General features: G+C 50.9%; 22 protein-coding genes. 5 read left to right on the top strand and 17 right to left on the bottom strand.

Going from position 1 to position 22,605, the window contains the following annotated elements:
- Positions 1-69: 69 nt before the first annotated feature.
- The 9 genes from RMR16_RS24820 to RMR16_RS24780 form a co-directional block, all read right to left on the bottom strand.
- Complete coding sequence (locus RMR16_RS24820; protein ID WP_432355559.1) at positions 70-1,179, bottom strand: ABC transporter substrate-binding protein; 1,110 nt, start codon at positions 1,177-1,179, stop codon at positions 70-72.
- Positions 1,180-1,292: 113 nt separating this feature from the next.
- Positions 1,293-2,819, bottom strand: coding sequence for a hypothetical protein (locus RMR16_RS24815; RefSeq protein ID WP_320200642.1), 1,527 nt, complete (start codon positions 2,817-2,819; stop codon positions 1,293-1,295).
- Between the two features lie 86 nt (positions 2,820-2,905).
- Positions 2,906-3,481, bottom strand: a complete 576-nt coding sequence (locus RMR16_RS24810; RefSeq protein ID WP_320200641.1) for a 5' nucleotidase, NT5C type — start codon at positions 3,479-3,481, stop codon at positions 2,906-2,908.
- A gap of 309 nt (positions 3,482-3,790) precedes the next feature.
- Positions 3,791-4,159 (bottom strand): hypothetical protein, encoded by a 369-nt coding sequence (locus RMR16_RS24805; protein ID WP_320200640.1) that lies wholly within the window; start codon positions 4,157-4,159, stop codon positions 3,791-3,793.
- A 551-nt stretch (positions 4,160-4,710) separates the two neighbouring features.
- Positions 4,711-5,010, bottom strand: a complete 300-nt coding sequence (locus RMR16_RS24800; RefSeq protein ID WP_320200639.1) for a hypothetical protein — start codon at positions 5,008-5,010, stop codon at positions 4,711-4,713.
- Positions 5,011-5,456: 446 nt separating this feature from the next.
- On the bottom strand, positions 5,457-5,888 hold the full coding sequence (locus tag RMR16_RS24795; RefSeq protein WP_320200638.1) for an SUKH-3 domain-containing protein: 432 nt from the start codon (positions 5,886-5,888) through the stop codon (positions 5,457-5,459).
- A 282-nt stretch (positions 5,889-6,170) separates the two neighbouring features.
- Positions 6,171-7,130 (bottom strand): hypothetical protein, encoded by a 960-nt coding sequence (locus RMR16_RS24790; protein ID WP_320200637.1) that lies wholly within the window; start codon positions 7,128-7,130, stop codon positions 6,171-6,173.
- A gap of 55 nt (positions 7,131-7,185) precedes the next feature.
- Complete coding sequence (locus tag RMR16_RS24785; RefSeq protein WP_320200636.1) at positions 7,186-7,578, bottom strand: hypothetical protein; 393 nt, start codon at positions 7,576-7,578, stop codon at positions 7,186-7,188.
- A 261-nt stretch (positions 7,579-7,839) separates the two neighbouring features.
- Complete coding sequence (locus RMR16_RS24780; RefSeq protein ID WP_320200635.1) at positions 7,840-9,873, bottom strand: hypothetical protein; 2,034 nt, start codon at positions 9,871-9,873, stop codon at positions 7,840-7,842.
- 763 nt (positions 9,874-10,636) lie between these two features.
- Here RMR16_RS24780 and RMR16_RS24775 point away from each other — a divergent pair.
- Both RMR16_RS24775 and traR read left to right on the top strand, forming a co-directional pair.
- Positions 10,637-10,987: a DUF6678 family protein gene (locus RMR16_RS24775; protein WP_432355418.1), complete on the top strand. Its 351-nt coding sequence runs from the start codon at positions 10,637-10,639 to the stop codon at positions 10,985-10,987.
- 230 nt (positions 10,988-11,217) lie between these two features.
- A complete protein-coding gene (gene traR / locus RMR16_RS24770) occupies positions 11,218-11,922 on the top strand; it encodes an autoinducer-binding transcriptional regulator TraR (RefSeq protein WP_320200633.1) in 705 nt (234 codons plus the stop codon).
- Positions 11,923-11,925: 3 nt separating this feature from the next.
- On the opposite strand, the gene RMR16_RS24765 is transcribed toward traR, so the two are convergent.
- The 8 genes from RMR16_RS24765 to RMR16_RS24730 form a co-directional block, all read right to left on the bottom strand.
- Positions 11,926-12,234, bottom strand: a complete 309-nt coding sequence (locus tag RMR16_RS24765) for a transcriptional repressor TraM (RefSeq protein WP_320200794.1) — start codon at positions 12,232-12,234, stop codon at positions 11,926-11,928.
- Between the two features lie 29 nt (positions 12,235-12,263).
- Positions 12,264-12,566: a hypothetical protein gene (locus RMR16_RS24760; protein WP_320200632.1), complete on the bottom strand. Its 303-nt coding sequence runs from the start codon at positions 12,564-12,566 to the stop codon at positions 12,264-12,266.
- Between the two features lie 2 nt (positions 12,567-12,568).
- On the bottom strand, positions 12,569-13,828 hold the full coding sequence (pepT, locus tag RMR16_RS24755; RefSeq protein WP_320200631.1) for a peptidase T: 1,260 nt from the start codon (positions 13,826-13,828) through the stop codon (positions 12,569-12,571).
- 71 nt (positions 13,829-13,899) lie between these two features.
- Complete coding sequence (locus RMR16_RS24750) at positions 13,900-15,135, bottom strand: CapA family protein (RefSeq protein WP_320200630.1); 1,236 nt, start codon at positions 15,133-15,135, stop codon at positions 13,900-13,902.
- Between the two features lie 85 nt (positions 15,136-15,220).
- Complete coding sequence (locus tag RMR16_RS24745) at positions 15,221-16,891, bottom strand: ABC transporter ATP-binding protein (RefSeq protein ID WP_320200629.1); 1,671 nt, start codon at positions 16,889-16,891, stop codon at positions 15,221-15,223.
- Positions 16,888-17,775, bottom strand: a complete 888-nt coding sequence (locus RMR16_RS24740) for an ABC transporter permease (RefSeq protein WP_320200628.1) — start codon at positions 17,773-17,775, stop codon at positions 16,888-16,890. Before RMR16_RS24740 ends, RMR16_RS24745 begins: the two co-directional genes overlap by 4 nt.
- A 12-nt stretch (positions 17,776-17,787) precedes the next feature.
- On the bottom strand, positions 17,788-18,765 hold the full coding sequence (locus tag RMR16_RS24735) for an ABC transporter permease (RefSeq protein WP_320200627.1): 978 nt from the start codon (positions 18,763-18,765) through the stop codon (positions 17,788-17,790).
- A gap of 4 nt (positions 18,766-18,769) precedes the next feature.
- Positions 18,770-20,356, bottom strand: a complete 1,587-nt coding sequence (locus RMR16_RS24730) for an ABC transporter substrate-binding protein (protein WP_413786016.1) — start codon at positions 20,354-20,356, stop codon at positions 18,770-18,772.
- Positions 20,357-21,097: 741 nt separating this feature from the next.
- Here RMR16_RS24730 and RMR16_RS24725 point away from each other — a divergent pair.
- The 3 genes from RMR16_RS24725 to RMR16_RS24715 all read left to right on the top strand — a co-directional run bounded on the left by RMR16_RS24725 (position 21,098) and on the right by RMR16_RS24715 (position 22,591).
- On the top strand, positions 21,098-21,298 hold the full coding sequence (locus RMR16_RS24725; protein WP_432355413.1) for a helix-turn-helix transcriptional regulator: 201 nt from the start codon (positions 21,098-21,100) through the stop codon (positions 21,296-21,298).
- Between the two features lie 100 nt (positions 21,299-21,398).
- Positions 21,399-21,914 carry a hypothetical protein gene (locus tag RMR16_RS24720; RefSeq protein ID WP_320200626.1) on the top strand — a complete coding sequence of 172 codons (516 nt, stop codon included), beginning with the start codon at positions 21,399-21,401 and terminating at the stop codon, positions 21,912-21,914.
- A gap of 284 nt (positions 21,915-22,198) precedes the next feature.
- Entirely contained in the window at positions 22,199-22,591 is a 393-nt protein-coding gene (locus RMR16_RS24715) for a DUF2750 domain-containing protein (RefSeq protein WP_320200625.1), read from the top strand.
- The last annotated feature ends 14 nt before the right edge of the window (positions 22,592-22,605 follow it).

Genomic DNA, 22,605 nt, shown 5'->3' with positions numbered 1-22,605 from the left:
GAAAATACCTGCTCAAATAAAAGAAGCGCCGGCAATAGAATGCGGCGCTTCCCTGAACGAAAATCCGGTTCAGTCCTTCAGACCGACGACGAAAGTGCCTTCAGGCATCACCGGAAGATACTTTTTGTAATAGCCTAGGTAGTTGGCAACTGGATCGACATCCTTGAACTGCTCGGGATAAAGCTGCTTTGCCATGAACTGAACCATGGCGAAATCCGACAGCGTTCGCGAAGCGCCCTGATAGACGCCGAACAGCTTGCCGTCTTTGATGGCAGGCAACTCTCTCCAGCCCTGACGAGTTTCGAACGCCTTGAGCTTTTCGCGGGCTTCAGCGGCTTTCACACCCTGGCCCATGGGCAGGGCCGTTTCATTCTTGTTGTTCTCGCGACCGGAAATAAAGATCGCATCCGGCTTCGAGGCCAGAACCTGTTCCGGGTTGATCGGACCCCACCACTCGACAAAGGGTGCGGCGATATTGTCGCCACCGGCCGTTGTAGACATCGCACCCCACATGTTCTTGCCGTAGGTGAAGGAGTATTCGGCGGGTCCTTTGTTACCAAATTCGACATAGACTTTTGGCTTCGGCTTGCCGGAAGCGGCAACACGGTCCGATACATCCTTGATCGAGCCAGCGTAGAAATCAGCGATCTCCTTTGCGCGAGCTTCTTGACCGGTCAGGGCACCAAGTACCAGAGTCGAAGCAACGTGACGTTCGACGGTCTGGGCGTTGTAATCGACCACCACAACCGGAATGCCTTCTTCTTCAAGACGATCGGCATCGATGCCCAGTGCCTTGTACTGCCAGTCGGCCAGAACGACGAGGTCTGGGTTGAGACTGAGGACTTTTTCGACCGAGAAACTCTGTGCCTCGACCTCGCCGACGTCGGTGATGTCGTTGAGCGACGGGCGATGTGCAGTATGCCTCTTCCAGTTTGCCGGAACCCATCCTTCCCACGCCTCACGCGAGATGCCTACGACGGAATCATAGGCCTTTTCGCCACCTACAGCCATATAGTCTTCGAAATAGAAGCCGACGATAACACGTTTCGCGGGCAGGTCGACCTTCACCTCGCGGCCGATGACATCGGTAATTGTTTTTGTGTCTGCGAATGCTGAACATGCGAAAAACAAGGCTGAAAATGACAGTGCGCTTGCAAGAGCGCTTTTGCGGAACCTCATAGTGATCATGGATGACTGCCCGTTGTTGAAACTGGCGCTACCAATATTAAAGCGACAAACTGAGTCAAGTTTTATTCTTCATTTGTAGGCCCTATTTGGATTAAGAATTTTGGTCAGTCTTTGGCGGCCCATTCGGCAAAACGCGTCTGGATCAGAGGGGCGATGAGATCGTAATTCTCCCATGTGTCCTGTGTCATAGGACCATCGTCATTCTGAAAATGATTAGAGATGCCGAACGCCGTTTTGATGTCGCTGACCCAGCGTTTCTCATAAGGGAGGCCAAAACCATTATAATAATGCCGCATGAAGTCTACGAACTCGGGCTTTAGATCACCGCTCCAGAGCAGCCTTTCGTAATGAATATGCAGGAATGAAAGAGGTGAAAGCTGTCGATTTATCAACGCATTAAAGACCGCCAATGGAAACCTGTCCGGATGTAGCAAACCGTTCAACGCGCACCATGCTGCAAAGAAGGCGTCTTCGACATAAACTAAAGGCTTAATCCGCTCATAATCGTCTGAGGCGGTTATGAATTCAGATTCCGTTACGAGCTGCAACCAAAGGCGTTCGATCGCCAGATCATCTCGAGTGGAGGCTTCAAGTTGGACCCCTGGCCGTGGCGATGGAAATACCCACGTCGGGATGGAGTACGGGCCGACATGAACAAGCGTGGCCGAGGCTCTTATTTCTTCCTTGGTCATATCCCACCGGACACCATAGGGAAGCGGATGGGGGTAGGGGCGCTCGATCACAACTTGCTTGATGTAGGTCAGATATTTGCGATCTTCTCTGCGTGGCGGCCAGTACGCGCGGTGTATGGGATTGCAGGTCGCAGAGACCTCGATTCCAAGGCGCTTCGATGTTGTGTACGTGGATTCGTTCATTGGGTTAGTAGATTTCAGCGGCTTGGTGCCAATCGCTTCGATCAATGTGTTGGCGACAGGGCTGTCGATACGCTGCCCGATTGAAGCAACCATCAATTCCCATATACTTTGATCATTGGGAACAGCGCCAAAGAATGGCGTTCTTTCATCCTTGGCGGTTTCACCCTGCACATTCTTTGAGTTTTCCAGCAGCGTCCCATCAACGGCCTCGTCGCACCAGCCAGAAAATTCGCCGTATCGGGTTTCCGCTGATGATACGATGCCGGCGCCGGTCTCAGGAACACTAAGACCACGCGCTTGCACCCAATTTTGGAAATCTACGTTGACGCTACCTTGATCTTCATTAGCCACGTCCGCGGGTTCATCCCAGTTTCCCGGTCCCAGGTTTTCATAACCAATAGCCAGCAACCGAAGAAATTCATCAAAATCTGTGGCTAATGGTGCGTGTTCCCCTTCTGAACCTAGAAAGACAACCGGTCTCCCGCCATCCGGGGCATCCCATATCGCAAAAGCGGAACCGTCCGGGTTTTTTCCAAAGACTGCAAGCTTTAGGGAAGCGAAATCTGAAGATGGCGTCGAGGGCTGAGCGAACCAACTGGTCGTGCTGCCATAATCTTCAAAAGAAACTGAAAATGAGCCACTTAGATACTCTCCATCAAGCTCACCAGCATTGATCGAAGTTACAAGCATCTGAAGCTTGGGTGGAATCGAAATATCACCACCAAATGCATTCCTGAGATCGGTGTGCTCGTTCATCTTGAAGGCGCTTTCGTATTTTTTCTCTCTCCGTCCGGGAGAGGGACTCAGTTAGCCGAGGTGGCGACGTAAAATCGGCGCGCGCCCTAGGAACGCGGCTGTGCGTAGGCGCCCGGCGTGTGCGAGGCGAGATCGCTCAGTAACGACTGCGCATCGTTCCAGTTTTCCAATCTGGGAAATTGGGTCTCAAGCAAATTGTGATGCGACGAAAACACTATCCCCTGACCTGCAAACCGGTCGAAATGGCGTACGTTATCGTCAATCAGAAAGTCAGCTCTGATAATACTTTTGTCTCCGCAGAACACAAAATTCAGAGGGTTCAGGAAACTGAAATTTTCTGCGAGCCAGGCCCACTTGTGTGGCAGTGATGCGGGATATTCCATCGCCGCTGTTGTGATGAAGACATCGTAATGCTTTGCCATTTCCCGAAGGGCAGTTTGACTTCCCTCAATGGGTTGCAGGTTGCCGAAGAAAGCGCCTTTGTGAAGATATTTCTCCAATGCCAATGCATGCTCGGACGAGACCAAGTCTTTCAAGCGAACTCCAACGAGTTCATCATCATTCCATTCATATCCGAACTCAGACGACAGCCAATTACGCTCTGCTTGCAGTGCGTCTGCAATTACTTCGTCCATATCCACCGCAACTCGTGGCTTTTTCACTAGCTAGTCCTCTTCACACGGCAATCTTAGATCTCGTTCTACCGGCTTATGCTACACAAAGGGTAGCGTCAAGCTTGGTTTCTTCTAGCTCATGTGTGGCGGGATTAACTTCAGAAAATTGGCACCCCCGTTTTCAATGAATACGTGTACGTGGCGACTTCGAGCGCGAATTTCGATAGAGTGCCAAAAGGGACAAATTGTTGCGGCTCGCGTTTTCGGGTAGGAGATCTTCTTAGTCTAAAATTACTAGCCTCTTGCTCTCACGGAGCACTGCTGTACAATATCAGATTGCCTATCGGCCAATTGAAATCAAAGTACGCTTACATCATAGAGTGACACTACAGAACATTTCTTATTCTGGTTCACTTTTATTCTAAATATAGCCGTTAAATCCGATTGCACGCCATCCGTCCAAAGATCAATATCAACCAAAACGTCGAGTTCAGCCCAGCCACGACGAGTCTCCGCATTCTCTATATCAGCGTCGGGTGGCATGGTGTAAATTGTTGCGGAAGTGTTTTGATTGCCTAGGTATTCATTGAGTGCCCACTGAATTTCTGGCGATGGACCAACGCCCACATGACGCTCCAGTCCGGGAGCTATTACATAGTGATTGCAAATAAGTTTCAGTATTGATTTTATTTGAGAAGCTGCATCGGAGATGTCTTTAACTTGCATATAAGTTCCTTGTTATGGTGCGGTGTTGCGGCGGGTTAGCTCAAACTATAGGCGTGACGGATAATGAGCTTTTGCTGTATAATGAAAACGGTGGCGTTGCGCCCTATAATGCGGACAGCGCACAAAAAGGGCAGCCCTTCGCAATCTATTTGCGCAAACTACACAAGACATATTAAATCGGAATATTTTTATGGAAGTCGGACGGCTTTAAAACGCTGAAGTCTGGATATTCTACTTCAGACTCATCAATTCCAACTATTTCTGCCAAATAAGAAATTCAATATCTCAAGAGGTTCAATATTTCAGCAAACGTTTTTTGTGGCTCCGAAGAGTTCGCTCCGCATCTTCTTGTGTCGGCAGTGGTCTTTCAAAACGGAGTTTGTGAAAAGCACCGCAACTTTCGTCCGAACACCCGCATGGAACTACGTCAACGTGGTACTTCACTCCTGCGGCGCGATTTTGCGCAGCATTCGTGCGCTCTTCACCCTTGATGGTACTAATGATTGCGTCTCGTCGTAGAAATTTCCCTGACATGAAGCCGCTCCCGTAGGTCATTCAGGCAATGTCCGAAGATAGACTTGCTTTCCAACCAGTTCTTCAAGCTTTGCCTTGCGTTGATCCAGATCCCTTGATGTGAGGTCTTCAGATTTCATGAAAAGAATTTCGGCATTTTCTCCAATTTTATCAGCGCGGAATTTGGCTGTTGGAAGCAGGTCCAGCACAGCCTGCATTGAGACCCTCGGATCGGAGCGTGACTTTACCACGTAATCTCTCGTGTCGAGAACGAGTAGGACTGGCTGGCCGAGGAAGTCTTCAGCCTTTCTCTTGCGCTCTGCGGTATCACGCTGCATGACAGTCCTCTAGTCCAACATGGATGACCGCTTGCGAGCGATCAGGAATACTCACGGAACGAAGAGATGGAAAGATATCCTTCAAGGGCGGGCTCTCTGAGCGCACGAGCAACTCCACGTGTTCTCCTTGAGCCTCGAACATGCCTATGCATTCATCGGCGTGACTTGGGCATGCCCAGATTAGCAGAGCAGAACCGAATAATATGAGCCGCATCATTTTCACCAAACATCTTTTAACACATTTTTCGACGCAGTTACGTTACGTCAGCGTAAAGTTCCGCAGCATCATACGGACTACCATATCGCGTGAAAACTGAGAAACTCCCATCGATTGCGTTGCTTTAGGAGTCAGGAAGATACTTCTGTAACTCTATCACGAGCGGCGAAATTCCAAGGTTCATCAGCCATACGCCTGCACCTTCTCTGCAAGCACCTCACGGAGCACTTTAAACCCTCTCAATTGTTTTACCCAAGCCCCAACCGAGAAGCACCCGCGCGGCCATATCGCCAAAAACATAGCTACCATAAAGACGTGCATCTGGTACTGTGTAAATATAAAATAATCCCGATTCTGACATCAATATTATCATATGAGCATGATGTGCATCAGCAATTGCCGTCAAGCCACCCGTAACGTCGCGCCAAGGGTCGGCCGCTTCAGATGCCTCTTCATCTGGCTCGGCATAGAATTCAATATCGCCGGTCGCGTTGTCACGGCCGGGCCCACAGACGCCCACGACCAGACCCCCAAACTCTGACAGAAACTCGAATGCTGAGGCGTTGTAACCTGACTTCGCAAAAAAATCGGTCGTACGGCCTGGGTACCAGCCGGAATCGCGAAAGAGCGATATTAATAAACAAGGAATTTCAAAAGTCATGGCAAATTCCTTATGATAGTTCCTCAGCTCCATTGTTTGCTTAGAGGATGCCGAGAAGGGCCCAGATGGGCTCATACCATTACAAACCACTTCACCTAGCCAAATAGCGCGAATAGACCCTTTCAAAACCTTTAGCGACCGCCACTCACGATCTCTGACGTTCTACGCACTGAATCACGTCGCTCTTCTATCAGTCAGCAATTCGGATACGGCAGAGATGTAAAACCCGTTAGCCTAACACCTAGCGCGTGGGGGTAAGACCAGAGTGAAAATGGGCACGCTCTAATTATCGGGATGCGACAATTCTGCCGCAACCCCGGATTGGAGCAGATGGATACTCTTTGACCCGACGCAAAGCAAAACCTCACCAGCCGTCGATAAATCATCACAGACGGGTACACTTGGGACTTTTTCCAGCACGGTTGTCCCTTCCTTCAAGCGTTGGCGGAGCAAACCTTGATTTGATGCAAAATATAACTTCCCTTTAAAGAGAGTAACTTTCGTCAAATGTGTTTCGGCGCGATCATGCTGAACGGCTGAGAAGCCATTGGATGTATTTCCACAAAGAATCAAGCCATTAAACCCACACGCCCAAACGAATCCATCCGGCGCACACGTGATGGCCATTATGATCTCATTAAAGGGAAGCCCGCAGCGTTTCCACTGATCTCCGTCATAGTGATAGATACCTCTACCGACTGCGGCATACATGTCGGTGGGTGAGTAACCGTCTATATCAGCGACATCGTCACCGATTGTCACAGGGTTAAGTACGATGTTCGGAAGCGGCGGCAGTGCCTCCCTGCGCAAAGGCCCGGCAATATCCTCCCAGCCATCATCACTACGTCGATAAATTTGACCGCCACCACCACATGCGTAAAGAGTACCATCAACCTCCTTGAGCTTGTTGAGGTATCCGTACACGGGGCCGTCACTCTTCAAACCAGCGCCGATAACTTTCTCGCCGAATTGCTCTCCTGGCGAGTAATAGATAATCTCACCTTCTCGAGACAGCACCGCATATCGGCGCTGTTTTCCGATGGCGTTGTCCACCACACATACGTCTGCAATAGTAAAATCGGATATATCAACGTAACGCCATCCGTCAGGCAATGTTGCATCGAAGAAAAAGAGCCGAGCTAACTCCTGATCTGCGTCAAGTACATCTGGCTTGGCCGAAATGAGATAGTAATCATCTTCGATAGCCACGCAGGTGCCGAATGTGATAGGAACCGCTTCCATTTTCAGTCTCGTGGTAGCTGCGAACGTTGTCCTTTAAACTGTGTTCTGCGTTGAATTACTGCCACGAATATTTTGAAATTAGATCGTCCAAATCACGAGGAAAGTTTTTCATGGTTGAGCCTATCGAGGCCAACACCGAGAGCTCTTCAGTGAAGCTACGTTCAGATGAAATCGGATCAAGGTTGTAAGATGGCACGATCATTTTGAATTCCTCAATTGAACCCGCTACGAATTCCGCGCAGTTCCAAGATATTTCAATGACATCAGAAATGCTTTTTGCCTGCCTGAGAGTGACGTAATCAAGCAGTGTGAGTAGGGAGGTAATGGCATCTAGCCCCAGCGATGGAAGCAATTCGGAGTTGAAGTGGTCCATGTCCGGTACCAGCATCTCCAGCGCCGGAGTAAACGTCACCGCGACAGTCGCCAATTCCTGCTCGTCGTCGATCACTGTGACGAATCTTTTCAGGCATTCTTGATACGTACTTTCGCGATGAAGGTGGTATGTGGATGAAAAACTCTCGTAAAGTGGCGCAAGGCGAAGACAAACACCGTACGCGTAACGACAATTTTCCAGAAAACTGAATTCCTCAAAATTCATAATGACAAGCCCAGAGGATTGGCATCGAGGTTCAAATGGAAATCGTGGATCATTCCCATTTGAACAACACGTTATGCTCTCAGCAGTCGTGAGCGCATTGAGGAAAACGGCTCAATGTGCCTTAGCTTCGATATCGACCTTATCCAGAAGTGCAGCTGGATTTTCAGAAGCGGCGATAAAGTCAAAAACACCTACACCCGCTTCGGATTTGGATTTGGCCGTGACGTTGAGGGATCCGGGCGTTTGGAAAAACTGCAGCACTGCGTCAACAGCAGGCTGAAGGTTTGGCTGAGCGGATACAAATTGTTGGAGCGCAACTGTTGCAGATATCGTAAGCATGCCACGCATCTGCTCCTCCGTCATATCGTTTTCCTCAGCAGCGACTTTTACTATTTTTGACATCACGCCCTCATCCTTCACGCTGAGCTTCAACTCACGCGCGGTGAGACCGAAAAGGGCCAGCTGAGCTAAATCATTATCAAGGGAGAAAAATTCCTTGGTGAATCCTCCCACTGTTCCTGTTAGGGAAACGCTACCAAGACCCTTGCTGCCGAGCGATATCTCTTTAATCAACAGGCTATTATTGGGCTCGTCCCATGCGAGAGCAACGTTATAGGAGAGGCTGACGTTTTCTACGCCCATTCTACGCATCGTGACATACATTTCCTCCGTCGATTCAGTTGGAACTTGAATCGTCAAATCCTCCTGTTGGAACCGGATATCTGTGGGTATGCCATTGTAAGGTTTGGTTAATGCGAGCTCAAAGCTCTTAAGCGCGAAGCGTAACCGTTCGGTTGCGATAGCTGAAGCCTCGTCTGGTTCCTGCTCTGTTTCTTCGGTTGCTATACTTCCCGGCTTCGAGGTGTCGACATCAACACCCGCTATGCGCAATGTGCCGAACTCTGGTATGAGGAGTGTCCGCGGGAAGGCTGCACGTTCCTGCTCGGTGAGCCCGAGCAACTTTGTGAAACCTTCAAGACTTGAACTCCAGGAGAAACCGGTGACACTGGCTTCGGCTACCTTGATGGTGTCACTGCCTTCGTTCACTGCCAAGCCGTACAAGCCCATGTCAAGCTTGCGGTTGCCAAAATCGAAAGCCACTCGATCTACGGCGACTTTGACTTTTGTTGATGGATCCTGGTTTTGCCTACTTGGCCCGTCGACCTTTACGCCAAGGAACTGAACATCACCTTTTTCGATGATGTCCATAAAGGAAATGGCAGGCGCGAAAATCGCTGTAATCTCCTCCGGGGAAAGGTCTTCGTAATTTGTGGTAGAGTTTATTTTTTTCAGCGTTTCGACAATCGGTTCGGCTGGCATTCTCATGCTGAACCCGTTAGTGCGGACTTCGTCGTAACTGAAGTTTTTGTCGCCGTCCGAAAACCTAATGTTTTTTACGGACGCGGGACCATAGAGCGGCTTTGCCTCCTTATCATCAGGGCCAGCTTTTTGCGTGTAAAACCTCAACATATAAAGTACGTCCAGATCTTGACCGGTGAGTTCACCACTATTGCCTTTGATCTGCTTTGTCTGCACTCCGTCTTCAAATGGAGAGTCTGAGGCTAGCTGAAAATCCAAACTCTCGATCGCGTATCGGGACACGCGGCCGCTACCGAACTCGTTGAACACAAGATTTTTATACACCGCTCGCTGTTGAGAGCTTTCGATGGACTGCGTAAAGGTAACCTCGGGGGCAGAGATTTTCTTCGCAGTGAAGCTTTTGAGGCGTTCCATTGCGGTTAGATCATTTTTGCCGAGGAAAATCTCCGCGAGCGCACCGGCATGGATTTCGGCATCCTCAATGGTCGCTTGCGCTACCGTAACCTTCCCCATCCGTGTATCGACTTCAACGCCGCTGATATCGAGCATGCCATTCAGAAAAAGGAATTTAGGTCTTCCGTCGACCGCAGAGATGCGTACAGTGGTGCCGTCTGGGACTGGCAATGTCACATTGCGAAGGTGAATGTTCCCAAAGAAATCAAATTTGGCAGACTCTGCTGTTCCGCCACTGCGGGTGATTGCATCGCTGACCTTCTGTTCAATCAAAATCTTAACGCCAGCGGCGCCGATCCCTACCATAATGACGACAATTGCCGCCCAAATTATCCAGCGGCTCTTGCCATCTCTCTGCTTTGTCTTTTCCAAGACGTTAATCCTCTCACGGTATGGAATTGATCATACGCGCCGTTTAGGCGCTGCGTTTAGTGAGTAAGTTGATTGGCAATTCTACCTATCCTGCATCCTCGAACGCTATCTCGGGCATAGTTTAGATACCTTCGTCCCCAGAGAGAACAGATCCCGAAAGCGTTTAAGCTCTCTGGTCGATGCTTTAGCGACGCGCACCTCCACCAGTGGAAACCCTCTGGAACACAAACTCAAACGGCCCTATAGCGCTACTTTTTTGATAGCGCAACAGCTACAATTATTATAATTTCGACGGATTGGAATAAATTGCGCCGAGATCTGCCTGCCAACACAAAGGCTGAAGAGCGCATCCAGCCCAATTGAGGATAAGCGGATTCTCATGACGCCACAGGCCAATTTCGAGATTGCGATCATAAATTATTCGCAACGAGTTAAATCAATTTTGCCACAGACGGGCACAATTCAAGCGTTGACGGGTACTACTCAACGTTTGCGCTCCTCGTGGCAAAGATTGAATATTTTTGGGCGCATAGAGAAGTCGCGCAATGGTCGATCCATGCGGATCCACCAAAGAGGGACAAAAATATGATTACACTTGAGTGCGCCGCAGTGACAAGAAACTAATTGCGTTGAAAACGGAGCAATCCAATAAACACAGGCCCGATGACTGGTTGAACTACAGAAGATGTCGCGCAGCAATCGAACCCTCAGTTATGAAGATGAACTCCGAGAGATTCTGAGCCAGCGTGGTCTTGGATCTTTTATGAACGATACAAAATGGCGAAAACTCTGTGCGGGCATCGCGGATCTGCCATTTCCACCCGGGTATCAGGTAAAAATCCTGAACACGTCACCATACCCGTCGGAATTCGAATACTCGCCCGCATATTTCGGCGATTGGGGAGGTACGCCCGAAGCCAGGATGGGACTTCATATTGAATGGATCAAGATCGCCCCGAGATTTGAGCGTCACATCGGCGCACTTATAAGTCCGGCAATAGATGACTGCGCCGACGAATTGCGTGCATTGCTGCGCCGGGTTCGCTGCCAGTTTGTCGAACGGGATGGTTACTTCACTGTGTACGGCCACGCTACTGGCATCTCTTTTGACTGAAGGAGACATAGTCTGCAGCGTTGGATGTCAAACAGTTCCGGTTCGCCACAGGATAATGAAAATAGGATCTCAGGCCAAAATGGGTCGCGGAGTTTGTGGGTGCCGCGACGTACCAACACACTGAGAGAAGGAAGAGAGTTCCATAATTATGGTTATGCGATCTTTAGAGACAACAATTTGTATCATGATTTCAATGTCTTCACTCACCTCTCAAAGAAAGGATTCCCCGCATGCAACACTGGCTAGACAAACTGACCGACCTTACCGTCCTCAAAGGGGGACTTGAAACCTTTGAGCTGGCTCTGGCAGACTTCGCTCGCCGGAATGGATTTGTTGGTTACGCATACCTCAATCTCGAGCCAAACCATACTTATTCAGTTTCCAGCTATCGAGAGGAATGGAAAGCGAAATACTCTGAAAAAAAGTTTCTCACGCTTGATCCGGTCGTAAAGCGTGCGAAATCCTTGAAACGGCTTTTTGTCTGGTCAGGACAGCAGGATATCACTCGGCTTTCGAAAGCCGAGCGTTCGTTTTATGCACAAGCAGATGATTTTGGCCTCCGATCTGGTATCACGATACCTGTGAAGACGGCATACGGTTCGATGGCGATGTTCACTCTTGCCTCGGATACACGCACGATCGATTTAGAGCGTGAAATCGACCCGGTGTTTGCGGGAACAGCAGTCGCACAGTTGCATACGCGCATCGCTTCATTGCCAATGCCTCCAAGCGCGGAAGATCATGCTTATCTCGAACCCAGTGAAGCGACCTATCTTCGATGGATTGCCATCGGTAAATCTCCGGAAGACGTTGCAGCGTTAGAAGGTGTCAAATACAACAGTGTCCGAGTGAAGCTGGCCTCAACCAAAAAGCGTTTCAACGTGCATACCATAGCACATCTGATGGCCGTGGTGGTCCGACTGAAGCTGATTTGAAAATCAGTTTATTGACACCCTTGGAACGTAGCCGAGAACTGCAACCAATGTAGCCACGATGGTCATTTGCGCGTGCATCTCAATGGCGGCTTCGATGTAGCGGACGTGCTGGTCACCGCCGGTCATTTTTCCGCATTTGTAATTTTCAGGTAGGGCTTGGAAGAGATTATCGGCCTCTTCGACCAACGTCCTATGTCTATGGATAGCGGCGCTTGTCATAGCTTCGAGCTCTGCCAACGGCAGTCCCTTTGTTAGTCCAACGACAGCTCTTAGCTCTACGGGTTCATTCGAGGTTGACGAGTCGAGTTTCATTTCAGTTCCAACCTTGTATTCGTGCATTCTCATTCCGGTAATGACAACTGACATTGCCTGCCTTGGAATCCCGCATCATGTAGTTTCCTCGACGCGGCAGAGTTGAGATCCATCACACTGTAATGTAACAATCGATGATCAAACCGCCTTATTGCGACATTATCTGGAATAGCGCCCCCTCGTTTCTTGCCGTAATGGGAGCTATAAAGCGCTGCTTCGCTTATACCACTATTGCCAGCGAAAAGATGAATCTCATACCTCGTTCCTGGGACCATCTTTGCATTTACCAGATTAGCGACATCAGCCTTAAGAAGAAAGTTGATGTGCAACATCCCTACCTCCTGCCCTGTTCCGCTGCGAGCACACATATCATGAGCGCGGTTTCGTAAGACTTCTTGAACGAAGGAACCGGTAGAAACTCAAAACGAGAATGGAAATTGTAGGCCCCTGTGAAGAAATTAGGGGTCGGCAAGCCGCGCGCCGATAGGACTGCCCCATCCGTTCCGCCACGCATCGGTATAACCTTTTTTTCGATACCCAGCTTTTCGAGCGCAACGAACAGCAGTTCCTGCGAGCGGTTGTCAGTTTGAAGATAGTCCCCAATATTGTGATAGGTATCGGTCACTGTGTATTGGATCGAGCCAGTTGGGTATTTTGCTCTTATGATGTCTGCAACTTCACCGATCCGTTGTTTGCGTTTTTCGAATTCTGTCTTTTCAAAATCTCGGATCATGACGGTGAGACGAGCTTCACTGTCATTGGCCACAAGACCCTTGAACCAGAAATAACCTTCTTTCTTTTCGGTGCACTCTGGTGTCTGGCTGCGGTCAAAATGCGTGATAAAATCGAGAGCCATCAGCAGCGGGTTGACCAGCACACCCTTTGAAGACATTGGGTGAGCGCTGACACCTGTGAGGACGATCTCGCCGGACGCGGCATTAAAATTCTCAACAACGACCTCACCGAGTTCGCAGCAATCAATCGTATAGGCGAAATCGGATGGAAACCGGCTAAGATCGAGGGCCTTCGCACCACGCAGACCTATCTCTTCATCCGGCACAAATGCAACGACGACATCACCATGGGCATCAATCGGACCTAACCGCGCGACCAATGTCATGATGACCGATATGGCGGCCTTGTTATCGGCACCAAGCACACTCGTTCCGTCGCTGACGATAATATCCTGATCCTGCCAGGCGAGAATTTCTGGATGCTCGTCGATCCGTAGCCAGATGTCATCTTTGTGATTGAGGCATAGATCCTTACCATCGAACCGTTTGATCTGCGGCCTGATGACTGGAGAGAGGCCAACATCGACTGTGTCGAGATGGGCGATGAAGCCGACGCGCGGTGCGTTCGCAACGTTGCCACGTTTTACGCCCGTCACGATGCCCTGCCCGTCGACCGCGACATTATCCACGCCCAATTCGCGCAGTTCCTCGGCAAGCAAATGAGCGAGTTGCAATTGGCCAGATGTCGATGGCAAACTGGTCGAAGCAGCGTCGCTCTGGCTTTCTATCGCAACGTAACGGAAAAACCGCTCGATGAGTTCATCGCGGATACCTTCGTCGCCGTGTTCCAAAGAGTACATGAGCATCTTCCGATATTAATAGCGTAGCCTGGAGCTTGGCCAGCTATGGATGCGTGGATCGATAGAACTGCCTAAACACGCAACAGCCCTACTCCGTCTACCAGTTCGATTTCAGCGCCAAGTCTAGCCGACTGCGCCTTGAACCTGATTAAAATCTTCTGCGCACTTTCTCCGGTGACGAGGTGAGGTACTAATCGACTTTCAAGTGACTTTTCCTTCAGTGCATCTTCGCCGCCGATGAGCACAGGGTAGAATTTAATGTCCGTCAGATTGTTGTCGCTTCCATAAGTGCAAATACCGACAACGCTTTCCCAAACCTCACGCGCGTGCCATGTCGATTTTTCAGACCGGACATGGAAAATGAAGTTACCGAGGCTGTAGAAAATCGGGCGGCGGCGATAGATTTCTACAGGTTGCAAAACAGGAGCGCCGTGACTGACAAACATCGCAGCACCCGCGTCGATGCATTGTCTTGCAACAGCGCCAACCCAATCTGGCACCTCATACCAATCGGAGGCCCAGTGGTGGTGGTGAAGATAAGCCACGACAAGGCAACCGTCATGGGAGGCGGCTGCAATTGCTCTTAGGTTTTTCTCGATGTCGTTTCCATCGACCGTAACATTCCTGCCGAAGCTTTCAGATTTTTTGAATATCGCCCGTCCGATCGCCAACTCGTCATATGCATCCACTAACCTCGGATCATCCGGCTGGCTGTCGTTGGTAAGATCTATAGATGTGTAACCCACCCTGTCCCTGATAGAACGCAGCGCCTCAAAGGCAGACTGATCTACCTTAATCACTTGTGATAGTTTGAGGCGGTTGACGCCTGGTCGTGCTGGCCGGTGTTCATGCGCGTCGGCGGCGTACATAAAGTCGGGGCCGGGGCCGCCATCCATTGCAACCAGAGCTAAACGCTTCTGCTTGAAAATCCCACGAGAAGCTTGTGATGCCTCGCAATCATCGCGTCCCAGACCAGCATGCAGAAATCCACGCTTTTCGACCTCTTCAATGGTTGAAAGAACGCCAGAAGGACCAAGATCAAATGCGTGATTATTAGAAAGCGACAATGCCCCAAACCCGGTATCGCGAAGAGCATCTAGAACGAATGGCTCGCTGCAACCGAAAAAAGAGCCTTTAAGAGGCCATCCTCCGTGGCTTCCGATGATCGTTCCCTCAAAATTCGTGAACGACATATCAGCATTCCGAAGTAGCGTCTGAATAGCCTTAAAAGCTGGTATGTCGATGTTGCGAGTGTCGTACTTGATAAGCGATTGGCCCGTAACGGCCAAAGTAAATCTGTCAGTCATAAGTCACCTGTTGTCGCGGACGACGCCGCCAATATCTGAAACGCTGTTTTTCAACGCCAACCCGCTACCGCGGACCGATCCGCCCTCAACTCGCGAAGCGGGCGGGACGAGCGTCTATCAATGTGCGGGTGTACGGATTAGATGAGTGCGAGAAGACGGCATCGCACGGTCCAGCGTCTTCTACCTGTCCGTCCTTGAAGATCATGACGGAACTGCAGAGCTGCTGGACAACGGCAAGATCATGAGAAATAAAAACCATAGTTATTCCCTCCTCTGTGATCGTCCTTTTCAACAGCTTGACAATGTCTGCCTGTACCGACACGTCGAGTGCCGATGTCGGCTCGTCGGCGACAACAATTTGAGGCTTTGCCAACAGCGCCCGGGCAATACACACGCGTTGCTTCTGGCCGCCGGACAACTGGTGGGGATAACGGGACAGAACCGCCGTCGGCAGCCCAAGCCGCTCCATCATAGTTGCTATTTCAATTGACGCTGCATTAGTGGGCGTACTCGCGCTAAAACGAATGCTCTCTTTTAGAGTTTCACCGATGCGAATTCTTGGATTAAGTGATGCCGCGGGATCCTGAAAGATCATTTGGACACGACCAAGCAGTCCGCTTTTGGATCCCGTCTTTGTCGCGTTGAACTGTTTGCCATCTAGGGTGATGGTCCCTGCCGATGCCGTTTCCAAGCCAGCAAGGATACGGCCGATCGTCGTCTTGCCGCTACCGCTCTCACCAACAATGCCGGTGATCTCACCGCGCGGTAATTTCAGGCTGACATTGTGAAGCGCATACTTCGACGCGGCCTGCCCTCGCCGCAACGGCCACGGAAGTCTTCCCGAAAAAAAGGATTTCGTAATGCCATCTGCAACGAGATACGTGGTTTTCTCACGGATTTTTCCAACAGGGCCACAAGCACCGTCATCCAGGTTTGTATCCACACTCGACACACGCAACCTTGGAACCGCGGCGAGTAGGCTGCGGGTATAGTCATGTTTCGGCGCATCGAGAATAATTGCAGTGTCATCCTGCTCCACGACCTGCCCTTTTCGCATCACTAGAACGCGGTCGGTGACTTCGGACACCACGCCCATGTCGTGGGTGACAAGGATGATTGAGACGCCTGTCTCATCAACGAGTGTTCTAAGGAGCTTGAGAATCTGCTTCTGAACTGTCGCATCCAGAGCAGATGTCGGCTCGTCAGCAACGATGATGTCGGGAGACCCTGCCAAGGCAATCGCGATCACAGCTCGCTGCCGTTGCCCACCGGAAAATTGATGGGGATAATGATTGTACCTTCGATCCGACTCGGGGATTCCAACTCTGTCCAGAAGTTCTATTGCGCGGGCGCGCGCATCACGTCGGGATATGGATTTATCGTGGGCGAGAATTGTCTCTTCAACCTGGCCACCCACACACATTAGTGGATCAAGCGAGGCGGTATGATCCTGAAAGATGGCCGATATCCTGTGCCCTCGACTGGATTGATCTCCCGTTCTGTCGGCGGAAATGAGCATGCCATCAAGCTGCATCGTTCCCGACACCTGTCGCATTCCACGGGATAGAAAACCGAGTACGGCGTTGCCCAGCGTGGACTTCCCCGCACCCGACTCTCCAATGACCCCAAGGATTTCGCCGCGCCTTAGCTCAAAGGTTACGGCATTAAGTATCGTAGTTGACCCAGCGGCGGACTGATGGTCCAAGCCAAGATTCTGCACCTGAAGCAACGGAGGTGTTTCAGATTTGATTGTCATATTGCGTTGCTCCCGGGATCGAGACGACGGCGAACATCCTCACCGACAAAGTTGATGCTGGCGATTAGCCCGAAAAGGGCAACACCTGGAAAGAGACTGATCCAATACTGACCGGTCAGGAGATACTGAAAGCCGTTGGCCACTGTTGAACCAAGGGATGGACGGTCGATCGGCACGCCCAGACCAAGGAATGACAGCGTCGCTTCAAGCGCGACGGCGTGGCCGATCTCCATCGGTACTAGTGTCACGGCCGGCGCAATGCAGTTGGGCAAGAGATGCCGAAAGATAACTCTCAATGTCGGCAGTCGCATCAGGCGCGTCGCGTCCATGTACGGCTTGTTCGTCTCGGTGAGTGCCACACTACGGACCAGCCGCGCATAAGTCGCCCACTGCGCGATCACCAGCGCCAGAATGATGCGGTCGACACCGGGACCGAGCGTGACAATCGCAATCAGAGCGACCAGGATTGTCGGTAGGCTGAGTTGGAGGTCGACGAGCCGCATGATTGCGACGTCGACCCACCTGCCAAAATAGGCTGCACTGACGCCCGCAGTCAGCCCGATGAATGCGGCGATTGCAGAACTGGAGATAGAGACGAGCAGGCTAATGCGTAAGCCATAAAGGATTGTGCTAACGAGGTCCCGGCCAAGACCGTCTGTTCCCATCCAATAGGTGTATCCACCGCTCCCGACGGTTCCAGGTGGCGACGACGCATCCCATCCATAGATCTGTAGGGGATCATAAGGGTTCTGCGACGCGATTAACGGTGCAGCAACGGCTGCGAGAATAAAGGTTACAAGCAGGATTTTTGACATTGTCACACCCTGCCCCAAGGCGCGGGTGTTGAAACGCCTGTTCAGCGCCTGAAAAATGTGAGTTTTCATTTCGATGTACCTTCATGAAGACAAACGCACGCGCGGATCGAGCACGGCGTAGTAGAGATCGACGAGGGCATTGAGAGCGACGAAGGCAACCGCAATGAAGGTCAGTGTCGCCATGACCACAGGCCGGTCGAGTAACTGGATGGAGTCAATCAGCAACTTGCCGACACCAGGCCAGGAGAAGATCGATTCCACCACCACAGCAAAAGCCAGCATACCCCCGAACTGCAATCCGATGATCGTAACGACCGGCACACTGATGTTGGGTAGCGTGTGCCGCAGAAGTATTCTGCGTTGCGACAGTCCCTTGGCCCGGCAAAAGCGTGTAAAATCTTGAGTCTCCACCTCAATCGTGCCTGATCGGGTCAGACGTGCGATCAACGCAATGTTGGGGATAGCAAGTGCAAGCACGGGGAGCACCATGTGCCAAAGACCGTCTTTGGTCAGCGAACTCCACTCGAGCCCGAATGCGGCTGTGGTCGCCCCTCGCCCGCCGGCAGGAAACCAACCCGTCAGGATGGCACCGATCAGGATCAACATCATGCTGAGCCAGAAAGACGGAATGCTCAGCGCAAAAACGCTGCCTTGTAGGACAGTCCTATCGAGCGCAGTTCCAGTGCTGCGTCCAGAAACCAGGCCCATACCCACGCCGCCGATAGTCGCGATCAGCATGGAAACACATGCCAATTCCAGCGTTGCAGGAAGTCGGCTCATAACAAGTTCAAAAGCTGGTAGATGGTAAATGTAGGAGGTCCCGAAATTGCCGCGCAGCACGTTTCCAATGAAGACTCCGTACTGGTGCCAAATTGGCTGGTCCAGTCCGAGCGCAATCGTCGCACGTCTGATATCGTCAGGCGTTGCCGTTTCGATATTGACGATGTTGAACACCGGGTTGCCGACACTGTGAAGCCCGATAAAACCAATTAGCGACATGGCGAAAAGCAAAAGCAAAGCCTGTGATAGCCTCGCAGATATGACGGAAATCATCCCCATGATCCTACTCCGTCGCTGGCAGCGTTTGCATCGCCGTCGTCCAACCACGCGGGTGCATCTGGTATGAGGCAACATGCGGGCCATAACCGACGATGTGATGGAAGTGATAAAGCGGAATGATCGGTTGATCCGGCATTACCAACTCAGTCGCTTCGGCAAGCGCCTTGTTACGCTCCGGTCCCTCTTCGATGCTTTCGGCCTTGCCGAGCATCTCGTCAAACGCTGGATTACGATAATGACCGAAGTTAAGCGCGCCGGTTCCTGTATCCTTATTCGGCGACGCAAGAAGCGCACGTAGAATGACATCTACCGCCTCACCCGACGTGCCGCCGTACCAGAGCGCATAATCACCGGCCGCTCGCTTGGTATTGAAGACTGAGAACGGCGAAGCGGTTGGCTGAACGATCACTCCGATACGCGCCCAACTCTGGGCGATGGCCTGGAGGCTCTCGGCATCGCCAGGATAGCGACCGGCTGGCCCCGCAAGAACGACGTTGAAGCCGTCAGGGAAACCAGCTTTAACCAGAAGTGCTTTTGCCGTATCGTAGTCCGGTGCTGCCGGCAATAAATTTGCAGACGTCCCAGGCAATCCGTTGGGAAAAATCTGAGAGGCGGCGGTGCCGTAGCCGGCTAGAATTTTTTCGACAATGACGCCACGATCCGTTGCCATGCCAAGAGCGCGCCGCACCAGTGGGTTTCTGAACGGGTTTGATATTGGTGCGCCGGACTTGTCGGTTACGCCCGGCAGGGTCTCCTTTTCCGTGTCAAACTGCAGGAAATTAATGCGGGCGGCACCAACGCTAGCGATTTTCGGCCCACGTTTCGTCAGCGACGCCACGTCTCGTGCCGGTACGGCATCGGCGACATCAACATCGCCTGTGGTGAGCGCCGCAACCCTTGCCGCTGGACTTTCCATGACCCGGAACGACACCGTTGGCCACGCGGGTTTTTCACCCCAGTAATCATCATTTTTTACGAGACGCAGCGTTTCGCCGGAACTCCAGCTATCAAACTTGTAAGGGCCTGTGCCAACTGAAGCCCTCGCAGCATTGAGTTCCTCAGTTGTCTGAAACCCCTCTGCGGGCTTGTTCATGACGAAAATTGAAGAAAGCAACAGGGGCAAATTTGGTACTCGCCCGTTGGTTTCGAACACCACTGTCATCGGATCGGGAGCAGAAATTGCATTTATGCCTTTGACGTATGTACGAAATCCACCGCTCGGCGATTGAAGAAAATCACGGATCCTTTCGATCGAATAGATCACGTCTTCTGCCGTGAATGGCGAGCCATCATGAAAGCGGACATTCTCGCGAAGCCGGAATTGCCACTGATTGTCTGACGTCATAGTCCATGACAGAGCAAGGCCTGGCGCTAACGCAAGATGTTCATCCTGATAGACCAACCGCTCATAGATATGAGACAGTAAAGAGGTGTTCTCATTGAGGTTTGCATAATGGGGATCAAGCGTCATCAGCTTGTAAGATGTCGCGATGCGGAGCGAGTCTTGCGCCTGCGCTGACGCGGTACAGGCAAGCGTGATCGAGGTCATCAAAGCGGAAAAGACGAGCGTACGAATGCGAGTTCTTGGCATCAAGAGTTCCCTTTTTTGGATCATTCGCAGCCCAAGAGAGCGCAGTGGACAGACACCACCACGTGAATCCACCCAGAGATGGTGGCTACGAACATCAGGTTTGCGTTCAAGAAAGGTCAGCGATACAAGGAGGATCGCGTGGCCAGAGATATTCGAGCCCGGTTGGGGCGTTCTGTAACCTGCCGAACATGAGAGGAGCCTTGGCCATCATGCCGCTGAACGGACCCTCCTCGGATGCCCAGAACGTTGGCAAGAAACAGCAATTCCCTGTCATGTCACTTCGGAAACTTTGGTTTCCTAAGCGAGGCCGATTATTCGCCATAAATTCAGGAGGCTCAAATCGGATAGGCCACGAATGGACACTACGTAAAGGCAGAGCTTTGATCTGAGGCCGGCGTTCGTTCAGCTTTGCGAAACGACCTTCCCTCGTCCATTGCGAGCAACAATCGGCTCTGCGCAGCGGGTTAAAGATGGACGCCAAAAGCATACGCGACGCTGCAAAAGTCCAGACCGTCAAGAAATGGATTTCTCCCCCAGTGACGGTAGACAAAGTTCTGCTATTATCGGAATCAGCCATGATCCGAGCTCCTAACAGCTTGGCAGTGGTTAGATCGGTCAGGTGTTGACGCACCTCACCGATCGTTAGCGTGTTTATTTCCTACATAATGATAGATGTCAATCAGAAAGTTTGCCTTGATTAACGAGAATCTTACAATCGAGCAGTGCCGTGGGGCACGCGCAATGCTGGGCTGGAGCCAAGCTCAACTTGCCGCGGAGGCAAACCTCTCTCGTCAGACAGTCGCTGACTTCGAAAGAGGGGCGCACGTTCCGATAAGCAACAATATCGCGAGTATTACTGCGGCTTTTCAAAAAGCCGGAATTGAGCTCATCCCGGAAAACGGCGGTGGCGCAGGAATTCGGTTTAAAAAATCTACAGGTTAGTCCGCCGGGCAGCGTGGCCAGTACCAAAGCGCCCTGATGGTGTTTGCATTTTAGAATGCAAAACAGAAGCTGAGCGCTCATTGTTGGTGCGGGATTTGTGGTGCTTAGACAAAAGAATAAGTCGCCCGTTAGAAAGATTGGCTTTTTCCTTTTGACGCCCATCGGAGTTCTGGCCACCATGTTGCCAGAACTTCGCTCGCCATGTATCAAGCTGGCCATGATTTGCAAAAATCAAAAGGTAGCTTTCATCACGGGAATACCCGGAGGAAATTTCAAAAACGCGGCATCAGAATTCATACGCAGGAAATCAATCGAAATCGATGAAAGCCAAAGTGAAACATCAGCATGCATCGAATTGGCGACGTTGGAGTTCCAAGAAAAAACCACATCAGACGCGAGAAAGACAACAGTCGGTTTCGCTGAAGCAATAGAAGAATTGAGCAAAGCTGAAAATGACTCCATGGTCGAGTGTCGCGCTGTAAAGTCCAAGTTCTACAAAGGGCGGATCATTGTAGATAAAGATAGCCAATCAATCGTTGGTATGGTTCTCATAAAAAACGAACAGGGGGAACCGTGGGTAACTCCACCGAAGTGGGGACGGGTCATGAAATGCTGAGACAATTCAACGGCTGCCGTTCATAGACTAACCTGTCCCAGAGCAGCATTTCCGATGTCTTTTTTCTCTCATGGGCTAGACTAGAAAGCAACGATCCAGTGCCAAGCACATACCACGCCCGTATTGGTAGGTCAAAAAATTGAAAGACAGCCTGAAAAAGGCGCCGTAAAAATGAACAAGAACTGAGGTCCAAAAACATCAATCCACGCCAGCGGATTTGATGCATGTGAGTAGGAATGGTGCGCTAGACACCTACAGCTTAATAACACCGGAACTTGTTTATTATGCATGTTAGTCAAATAGCCAACATAAATAAAATGCGCCCATCTCAGCGCTATTGGTATTTTATAAGGAAAATTGTAGACTTTGAAGAAGTCTGGACGTTGAAAGGCGATAGTGGTTGGCTGACTGTGAGAGATCTCACTAGTGGTGGGTTAGGCGCTCCGTTTTGGCCGGAACTGGATTTTGCATTAGAATGCGCGGAGGGAGAGTGGGAAGGTGCAACTCCTGAGAGAATTGCTTTGGGGACTTTCAAAGAGAAATGGATCCCAAGACTAAAAAACGATGGAATTTTTATTTCTGTATTCCCCATCCAATCAGGGAAAACCATAAACCGATGCCCTCAAAAATTGCTGTTGGACGTTAAATCAGAAATCCGACGTTATGAATATCGTTAGGCTGGCTTTTCGCT

Source organism: Agrobacterium sp. rho-13.3, assembly GCF_033957765.2.
GTDB lineage: Bacteria > Pseudomonadota > Alphaproteobacteria > Rhizobiales > Rhizobiaceae > Agrobacterium.
This window is presented reverse-complemented; position numbering and strand designations above follow the sequence as displayed.

Bases quoted from the DNA above. Each gene is read 5' to 3' on its own strand.
- RMR16_RS24820 (WP_432355559.1), bottom strand. From the start codon at position 1,179: ATGAGGTTCCGCAAAAGCGCTCTTGCAAGCGCACTGTCATTTTCAGCC.
- RMR16_RS24815 (WP_320200642.1), bottom strand. From the start codon at position 2,819: ATGAACGAGCACACCGATCTCAGGAATGCATTTGGTGGTGATATTTCG.
- RMR16_RS24805 (WP_320200640.1), bottom strand. From the start codon at position 4,159: ATGCAAGTTAAAGACATCTCCGATGCAGCTTCTCAAATAAAATCAATA.
- RMR16_RS24800 (WP_320200639.1), bottom strand. From the start codon at position 5,010: ATGCAGCGTGATACCGCAGAGCGCAAGAGAAAGGCTGAAGACTTCCTC.
- RMR16_RS24795 (WP_320200638.1), bottom strand. From the start codon at position 5,888: ATGACTTTTGAAATTCCTTGTTTATTAATATCGCTCTTTCGCGATTCC.
- RMR16_RS24790 (WP_320200637.1), bottom strand. From the start codon at position 7,130: ATGGAAGCGGTTCCTATCACATTCGGCACCTGCGTGGCTATCGAAGAT.
- RMR16_RS24775 (WP_432355418.1), top strand. From the start codon at position 10,637: ATGAACGATACAAAATGGCGAAAACTCTGTGCGGGCATCGCGGATCTG.
- traR (WP_320200633.1), top strand. From the start codon at position 11,218: ATGCAACACTGGCTAGACAAACTGACCGACCTTACCGTCCTCAAAGGG.
- RMR16_RS24765 (WP_320200794.1), bottom strand. From the start codon at position 12,234: ATGAAACTCGACTCGTCAACCTCGAATGAACCCGTAGAGCTAAGAGCT.
- RMR16_RS24760 (WP_320200632.1), bottom strand. From the start codon at position 12,566: ATGTTGCACATCAACTTTCTTCTTAAGGCTGATGTCGCTAATCTGGTA.
- pepT (WP_320200631.1), bottom strand. From the start codon at position 13,828: ATGTACTCTTTGGAACACGGCGACGAAGGTATCCGCGATGAACTCATC.
- RMR16_RS24750 (WP_320200630.1), bottom strand. From the start codon at position 15,135: ATGACTGACAGATTTACTTTGGCCGTTACGGGCCAATCGCTTATCAAG.
- RMR16_RS24745 (WP_320200629.1), bottom strand. From the start codon at position 16,891: ATGACAATCAAATCTGAAACACCTCCGTTGCTTCAGGTGCAGAATCTT.
- RMR16_RS24740 (WP_320200628.1), bottom strand. From the start codon at position 17,775: ATGAAAACTCACATTTTTCAGGCGCTGAACAGGCGTTTCAACACCCGC.
- RMR16_RS24735 (WP_320200627.1), bottom strand. From the start codon at position 18,765: ATGGGGATGATTTCCGTCATATCTGCGAGGCTATCACAGGCTTTGCTT.
- RMR16_RS24730 (WP_413786016.1), bottom strand. From the start codon at position 20,356: ATGCCAAGAACTCGCATTCGTACGCTCGTCTTTTCCGCTTTGATGACC.
- RMR16_RS24725 (WP_432355413.1), top strand. From the start codon at position 21,098: ATGCTGGGCTGGAGCCAAGCTCAACTTGCCGCGGAGGCAAACCTCTCT.
- RMR16_RS24715 (WP_320200625.1), top strand. From the start codon at position 22,199: ATGCATGTTAGTCAAATAGCCAACATAAATAAAATGCGCCCATCTCAG.